Source organism: Bacteroides sp. OF04-15BH, from assembly GCF_003477995.1.
In the GTDB taxonomy this organism is placed as follows: Bacteria; Bacteroidota; Bacteroidia; order Bacteroidales; family Bacteroidaceae; genus Paraprevotella.
In genome coordinates, this window is the sequence record NZ_QUEM01000036.1 from 23,247 (window position 1) to 31,019 (window position 7,773).

Sequence of the window (7,773 nt, forward strand, 5' to 3'; positions counted from 1 at the left end):
CTGAACTGTTAATTGTAAAAACAATATGGAATATACAATATTAATTCTCGCCCTGCCCGTTCTGAGCTTCCTGCTTCTGGCTTTGGCCGGCATGAAAATGTCGCACCGGCTGGCCGGCACTATCGGAACTCTGGTGCTGGGTGTGGTGGCTGTGCTCAGTTATCTGACAGCCTACCAGTATTTCAGTGCGCCCCGTACGGCCGACGGTACGTATGCCACACTGATTCCTTATCATATTACCTGGCTGCCCTTCACCGAGACGCTGCACATTGACATGGGCATTCTGCTCGATCCGATTTCGGTCATGATGCTGGTGGTCATCTCCACCGTGAGCCTGATGGTGCATCTTTATTCCTTCGGCTACATGAAGGGAGAGCGCGGTTTTCAGCGTTACTATGCCTATCTGTCGCTGTTTACCTTCTCCATGCTCGGTCTGGTGGTAGCTACCAATATCTTCCAGATGTATGTGTTCTGGGAGCTGGTGGGTGTTTCTTCCTACCTGCTGATCGGTTTCTATTACACCAAGCCTGAGGCGATTTCCGCTTCAAAGAAAGCCTTTATCGTGACCCGTTTTGCCGATTTGGGCTTCCTGATCGGTATTCTGATTTACGGATACTACATGGGCACCTTCACCTTTACTCCCGACCAGCAGATGCTGATGCAGGGAGGCATGATGCTGCCTTGGGCACTGGGCCTGATGTTTGTGGGCGGTGCCGGTAAGAGCGCCATGTTCCCGTTGCACATCTGGCTGCCCGATGCCATGGAAGGTCCAACTCCGGTGTCCGCACTGATTCATGCCGCAACCATGGTGGTGGCCGGTGTCTATCAGGTGGCCCGCATGTTCCCGTTGTATATGGGCTATGCTCCCGAAACCATCCACATCGTGGCCTATGTGGGAGCCTTCACCGCTTTCTATGCCGCAGCTGTAGCCTGTGCGCAGAGCGATATCAAGCGTGTACTGGCATTCTCTACCATTTCGCAGATCGGTTTCATGATGGTGGCTCTGGGTGTCTGCACCTCGGCACACCCACACGAAGGCGGACTGGGCTATATGGCTTCCATGTTCCACCTCTTTACACACGCCATGTTCAAGGCACTGCTCTTTCTGGGAGCCGGTTGCATTATCCATGCCGTGCACAGCAACGAGATGAGCACCATGGGAGGTTTGCGCAAATACATGCCTATCACCCACTGGACATTCCTGATTGCCTGTCTGGCCATTTCCGGTATACCTCCATTCTCCGGTTTCTTCTCCAAAGATGAGATCCTGACCGCCTGCTTCGCGTTCAGTCCGGTTATCGGATGGGTGATGACCGTCATTGCCGGTATGACCTCTTTCTATATGTTCCGTCTGTACTACTGCATCTTCTGGGGCAAGGAAAACAAGGAACTGCATGCTGCCCACACGCCGCATGAAAGTCCGCTCACCATGACCCTGCCGCTGATGATTCTGGCAGCCATCACCTGTGTGGCCGGATTCATTCCTTTCGGACATTTCGTTTCTTCCAACGGAACCTCTTACGACATCCACCTCGACTGGAGTGTGGCCGGTACCAGCATTGTCGTGGCTCTGATTGCCATTGCCCTGGCCACCTGGATGTATCTCCGCGAGGAGCAGCCTGTGGCCGATGCCCTGCAGCGCACCTTCCCGAAGCTGCACCGTGCCGCCTACAAGCGTTTCTACATGGACGAGCTGTGGCTCTTCGTGACCAAAAAGATTATTTTCCGCTGCGTATCTACTCCGCTTGCCTGGTTTGACCGTCATGTCATTGACCAGTTCCTGAACTTCCTGGCTTGGGCTACCAATGCCTTGGGAGAAGAGGTACAGCCGTTGCAGAACGGTCGCATCCAGACCTACACCCTGTGGTTCCTGGGCGGAATTGTTGTATTAACTCTTATGCTGTTACTCGTATGAATATATTAAGTCTTTTTGTATTGATACCCCTGCTCATGCTGCTCGGTCTCTGGATCAGCCGCAGCGTGAACCAGGTTCGCGGAGTGATGGTCTGCGGTTCGTCCGCACTGCTCCTTCTGGCCGCCTGGCTGACCTATACCTATGTGACCGTGCGTCAGGGCGGAAACACCCAGGAGATGCTCTTTACCGACAGCATCAGCTGGTATGCTCCCCTGAACATCTGCTATTCGGTAGGCGTAGACGGTATTTCGGTGGTGATGCTTCTTCTGAGTGCCATCATCGTGTTTACGGGAACCTTTGCTTCCTGGAAGATCCAGCCGATGACCAAGGAATATTTCCTTTGGTTCACCCTTTTGAGTATCGGAGTGTTCGGATTCTTCATCTCTACCGATCTCTTTACCATGTTCATGTTCTATGAAGTGGCCCTGATTCCGATGTATCTGCTCATCGGTGTGTGGGGTAGCGGAAAGAAAGAATATGCCGCCATGAAACTGACGCTGATGCTGATGGGCGGTTCCGCCTTCCTGCTGATGGGTATTCTCGGTATCTACTACGGTTCCGGAGCTACCACCATGAACCTGCTGGAACTGGTGAAGCTGCACATCCCGACAGAAATGCAGCGCATCTTCTTCCCGATGATCTTTGTGGGATTCGGTGTGCTGGGTGCCTTGTTCCCCTTCCACACCTGGAGCCCCGACGGTCATGCTTCCGCGCCGACAGCCGTATCCATGCTCCATGCCGGAGTATTGATGAAACTGGGAGGCTACGGCTGTTTCCGTATCGCCATGTATCTGATGCCTGAAGGAGCTGCCATCTGGGGAGACTTCTTCCTGGTACTGACTACCATTTCCGTGGTTTACGGTGCCTTCAGTGCCGTGGTGCAGACCGACCTGAAATACATCAATGCCTACTCATCTGTGAGTCACTGTGGTCTGGTGCTCTTCGCCCTGCTGATGATGACCCGTGTGAGCTGCGCCGGAGCCATCCTGCAAATGCTGAGCCACGGATTGATGACCGCCCTGTTCTTCGCCCTCATCGGTATGATCTACGGCCGTACGCACACCCGTGACGTGCGTCAGCTGAACGGACTGATGAAGATCATGCCGTTCCTGGCAGTGGGTTATGTCATTGCCGGTCTGGCCAACTTGGGATTGCCGGGTCTGAGCGGTTTCGTAGCCGAGATGACCGTGTTTGTCGGTTCCTTCCAGAATGCTGACCTGTTCCACCGCGTATGTACCATCGTCGCCACGATGAGTATTGTCATCACTGCCGTGTATATCCTGCGTGTGGTCGGAAAGATCCTGTACGGCACCTGCAAGAATCCGGAGCATCTGAAGCTGACCGATGCCACCTGGGACGAGCGCTTTGCCGTGATCTGTCTGGTGGTTTGCGTTGCTGGCCTCGGTCTGGCCCCATATTGGGTGAGCAACGTGATCAGTGAGAGTGTAGAACCGATTATTTCACAAATCATACCTTAAAAGAAAATGGATTTAGCAACTATCTTACATATGCAGCCGGAGGTGATGCTTTCGTTCATTATCATCATCCTTCTTTTAGGCGACCTGATTATCCGGCAGCCCAACCACCGCATCCTTCAGTTTATGGCTTTCGGACTGCTGGTGGTGCACATCGCAGCGAATCTGACGATTTCCGATGAGGTGCTGTTCGGTGGCATGTATCATTCCACTCCGATGGCTTCCGTGGTGAAGACCATTCTCACGGTGGGTACTCTGCTCGTGATTCTTCAGGCCGGTCCGTGGATTCGCCGCGAGGACACACGTCACAAGGCCGGCGAGTTCTATCTGCTCACGTTCAGTACCCTGTTGGGTATGTATTTCATGGTGAGCGCCGGCAGTTTCCTCATGTTCTATGTCGGTCTGGAACTGGCCAGCATCCCGATGGCCTGTCTGGTGGCTTTTGACAAATACAAGCACCACAGCGCCGAGGCGGGAGCCAAATTTATCATGAGCGCCATGTTCTCTTCCGGACTGATGCTCTACGGTCTTTCGCTCATCTACGGTACTGTGGGCACCATGTACTTTGCCGACATCGAGAATGCCTTGACCGGCACTCCGCTTCAGATTATGGCCATGGTGTTCTTCTTTGCCGGACTGGGCTTTAAGTTGAGCCTGGTGCCTTTCCACATGTGGACCCCCGATACCTATCAGGGAGCGCCTACTCCAATCAGTGCCTACCTGTCTGTCATTTCAAAAGGAGCCGCAGCCTTTGCGCTGATGAACATCCTGCTGCGCGTGTTCGGTCCTATGGTAGAGGACTGGAGTCTGCTGCTGAGTGTGGTGATTGTGGTGACCATCACCGTGGCCAACCTCTTTGCCATCCTGCAGAGCGACTTGAAGCGCTTCATGGCCTACAGTAGTATCTCGCAGGCCGGTTACATCATGCTGGCTGTGCTGGCGGGCGACGAGCAGGGAATGGCTTCCCTGGTTTATTACATCGTGGTCTATATCGTAGCCAACCTGGCCGTGTTCGGAGTGATCACCAATGTGGAGCAGCACACCGGCGGACTGGTAGACCGCGAGGCCTACAACGGACTTTACAAGACCAATCCGCGTCTGACGCTGGTCATGACACTGGCCCTGTTCTCACTGGCCGGTATCCCGCCGTTTGCCGGATTCTTCAGCAAGTTTTTTGTATTTGCTTCCGCCTTCCATCAGGGCTATTATCTGGTGGTATTCCTGGCGTTGGTCAACACCATTATCTCGCTGTACTACTATCTGCTCATCGTGAAGGCCATGTATATCACCCCGAACGACTCTCCTGTACCGACCTTCAAGAGCGGTCCGCTGAGTACCGTTTGTCTGACTGTTTGTGTGGCCGGCATCGTGGTGCTGGGTCTGTGCAGTGGAGTGTATGAGCTGCTGCAACATGTGGCCGGGCTGTAATCTTTGATAAGAAGAAACAAAAAGAGTTGTATCAATTTCTCACTTGAGATACTGATACAACTCTTTTTGTTTTAGATACCTTGTTCTTCAGAAACTTGTTCTGTACCCGGAATTATCCCATCAGCCATTTGCCCATGCGTCCGCTACGGCGCACCATCACGACAAATCCCCATGTAATTCCCAATAACAGAATGGAGCAGAGGAGCATTTTGACCATCGTGTGCAGTGGCCATGAAGCGATGAGATGATAGCAGGGCCCCAGAAACAGATAGTGCGACATCCAGATACCTAACGTGGATGTGGAAATGCTGCGAAGCGTACTTTTCATTCTGTCCGAGCGAATCTCCAGTTTTTGTACTCCCAGGAATATGGGTAGACTCATCAGCAGTACGTTGGGAGAGCAGTATGTATAGAACAGTTCTGTCATTTCTGCCGATTGTCCGGGTATGCTTGTCACGCTTTTGAACCCGAAAAACGTGATGCAGAATCCTATGACAAAAGAACACGCTCCCCAAAAGACCAATGTACTTTTCTTGCAGGATATCGGATTTTGAGTCAGGTAATGTCCGAGCAACAGATAACCGTTGAATCCGGCAAAGTAGTAGAGCATGTGGAATTCGTTCCAGGAACATGTGCCCCAAAGATCGTGGGTAAGATATTGCCGCAGATAAGGGATAAAGAGCGATACGAACCAGAGAGCCAGAAAGAACTGCTGCTCTTTTGCAGAGGACTGCCGGATCCATGCCGAAAACACAGGCATATACAGATACAGTCCGATAAGGAGATAAACATACCACATCTGTACGGCGAAGGCTGAAAAATTAAAGGGAATCATCAGGATGTTATGCCACGCGTCTTGAAATTCCTGCGAAGGCACGGCCCAGACAAAGAAGTCGTTGATGATTTCGGGTGAGAGCCCCAAAAGGCCGGTGAACCATGGGAAAAGATTGTAGAACACAGACCAGATCAGAAAAGGTACGATCAGTCTGGAGAGTCTTTTTCCATAGAAAGTCCGCAGATTTTCCCGTACAGGCAGGAGTAGTGCTCCGGTTACCATTACAAAGAGCGGAATAGCCGGTCGCATGACCGAACCGTAGAGACTTCCCCACAGGTTGTACCAAGGTTCGGAGCGTTCTGCGGGAGTGACATTGTCGGTGCAGTGTACGGCAATCATCATAAAAATGGCGATTCCTTTGAGCAAATCCATCCAGACGATTCTGGAGTTTTGTTTGGAGCAGGTCATATTTTCCATAGCTTTTTTGTGGCAAAGTTATGTTCCGATTTTTTCTTGTTTTTTGATTTAAGTCAAAAAATGAATCAATATTCTGCTCGGATTCTGCTTAATGTGGAGGGTGACATACCCAGAAAAGAAGCAATGTGTCCTAGCTGAAGGCGATGACACACATCGGGAAATGTCTTCATAAACTTCTCATATCTTTCTTTTGCGGAGAGTGTGAGGCGGTCTATTCGGGTACACTGCAAGGCCAGGAGGCATTCCTGATGGACGACACGCCCCCAATTGGCCAGTTCTACATTTTGTTCATACAAATGGTTCAATACCTGTATGGGTATGGAATAGGCCCTTGTATTTTCCACAGTTTCTACAAATTCAAATCCGGCCTTGTTGTGATACAGACAAAGCAAGCCGAAAGTAATGTCTCCCTCTCCCGAGAACCAGGTGGTGTGCTCCTGTCCGTTGATGATGCAATAAGAGCGGGTCAGCCCTTCTTCGATGAAATATACCTTGCGGTCTATGATCCCCGCCTGGATTACGGGATATTTGGGAGGGAAACGATGTTCGGTCAAGTGTCCGTATAATTCGGAAAGAGACTTGTCTGATACGGGATAATAGCCTTTGATTTTACGGCTTATATTTGTAAATTCCATGCATTTTCCATGCTTTTATGCTTTTGGGTCACACTTTTGTTTTGAAGTTGGCTGTCAGTACGGACTATTGGATGAAAATCTCTTTCAGTTGGTACTGCGGGATGTCTGCCTGCATACGGATCAGTGTATAGCGGTCCTTGTTGTCGTAGACTAAGGTATAGTCGCGGCTTCCTTTTTTATAGACCGATATCTTTCGGTCGCCTTTATTGATTTGCATCAGGACCTTATTGTCCGATCCTAGAATCTTTTCCCGGACAATTCCTTGTGCGCTTCGGCTTTCTACCCAAGAGTCTTTCTGTTCCTCCTCCAGTCTCTCTTCCTGAGCCTTTCTCAGTTTACGGATGGCTCTGCCTTTTGTGGCTGAAAGATACTCCAGAGAGTTTACGCGTCCCCAGAACAGACTGGAAAGATTGATGTCTGGATTATCAATGCTCTTCCAATCGGTATTGCGTATCATATCCTGTGTGTAATAGAAAGATTCAACGCCCGATACCTGAGACATCTTGTTATAAAGTTCACTCTGCGCCTGTGCGGTCAGTGAAGCAACCAGAGCGCAGACAAAAAATGCAATCTTTTTCATGATAGGTTTTAGTTTAGCTCGTTTGTTGTATATCTACAAAAATAGAAAACATTCTTTTAATAAACAATGAATGGATATGTTTTTTGAAAACTCATTTTCTTGAAAAATGAGTAAAGTGAAGAGGTTGCTGTCAGAACAGATTTTGAGTTTTCTAGAGAATGAAAGATTAAAAAAAGTAAAACTTCCAACCATTTTTTTATCTTTGAGGATTTCCTTATACTTTTGATTTCTGTTTGCCAATTCCGGCTGTCGTAAGGTTTTCCGGATAGGCGCAGACTGTTATCGTCATTAGCTTTCGTTTGGATAGCCACGGAAAGCAGGTGATTGCTTTGTTTCTTGTAGTTCATTTTTCATAATCGTCCTGTCGGTTATGAATTATTGTGCTGTCGGTAATAGATTACTGTCCCGTCAGTAAAATATGGAAACACGGATAAAATAAAAGTTTAGATAACCCGTTGGCGGAATTAATTTAGCGCATACTTAACCCT

Annotated in this window: 7 protein-coding genes; 3 read left to right on the plus strand and 4 right to left on the minus strand. The window is 49.8% G+C overall.

Annotated features, from left to right (window positions below):
- Window positions 1-25: 25 nt before the first annotated feature.
- From nuoL to DXA74_RS13575, 3 genes are read left to right on the plus strand one after another with little or no spacing between them, the layout of a single operon-like run.
- Entirely contained in the window at window positions 26-1,915 is a 1,890-nt protein-coding gene (gene nuoL, locus DXA74_RS13565) for an NADH-quinone oxidoreductase subunit L (protein WP_118528467.1), read from the plus strand.
- Window positions 1,912-3,393 (plus strand): NuoM family protein, encoded by a 1,482-nt coding sequence (locus tag DXA74_RS13570; RefSeq protein WP_118528469.1) that lies wholly within the window; start codon window positions 1,912-1,914, stop codon window positions 3,391-3,393. The genes nuoL and DXA74_RS13570 overlap by 4 nt, the downstream gene beginning before the upstream one ends.
- A 6-nt stretch (window positions 3,394-3,399) precedes the next feature.
- On the plus strand, window positions 3,400-4,818 hold the full coding sequence (locus DXA74_RS13575; RefSeq protein WP_118528471.1) for an NADH-quinone oxidoreductase subunit N: 1,419 nt from the start codon (window positions 3,400-3,402) through the stop codon (window positions 4,816-4,818).
- A gap of 112 nt (window positions 4,819-4,930) precedes the next feature.
- Here DXA74_RS13575 and DXA74_RS13580 read toward each other — a convergent pair whose 3' ends face one another.
- The 4 genes from DXA74_RS13580 to DXA74_RS16355 form a co-directional block, all read right to left on the minus strand.
- Window positions 4,931-6,070, minus strand: a complete 1,140-nt coding sequence (locus tag DXA74_RS13580; protein ID WP_233550560.1) for an acyltransferase — start codon at window positions 6,068-6,070, stop codon at window positions 4,931-4,933.
- Window positions 6,071-6,135: 65 nt separating this feature from the next.
- Window positions 6,136-6,705: a Crp/Fnr family transcriptional regulator gene (locus DXA74_RS13585; RefSeq protein WP_118528473.1), complete on the minus strand. Its 570-nt coding sequence runs from the start codon at window positions 6,703-6,705 to the stop codon at window positions 6,136-6,138.
- A gap of 64 nt (window positions 6,706-6,769) precedes the next feature.
- Window positions 6,770-7,285 carry a DUF4252 domain-containing protein gene (locus DXA74_RS13590; protein ID WP_118528475.1) on the minus strand — a complete coding sequence of 172 codons (516 nt, stop codon included), beginning with the start codon at window positions 7,283-7,285 and terminating at the stop codon, window positions 6,770-6,772.
- Between the two features lie 56 nt (window positions 7,286-7,341).
- On the minus strand, window positions 7,342-7,632 hold the full coding sequence (locus DXA74_RS16355; RefSeq protein WP_118528477.1) for a hypothetical protein: 291 nt from the start codon (window positions 7,630-7,632) through the stop codon (window positions 7,342-7,344).
- Window positions 7,633-7,773: the final 141 nt, after the last annotated feature.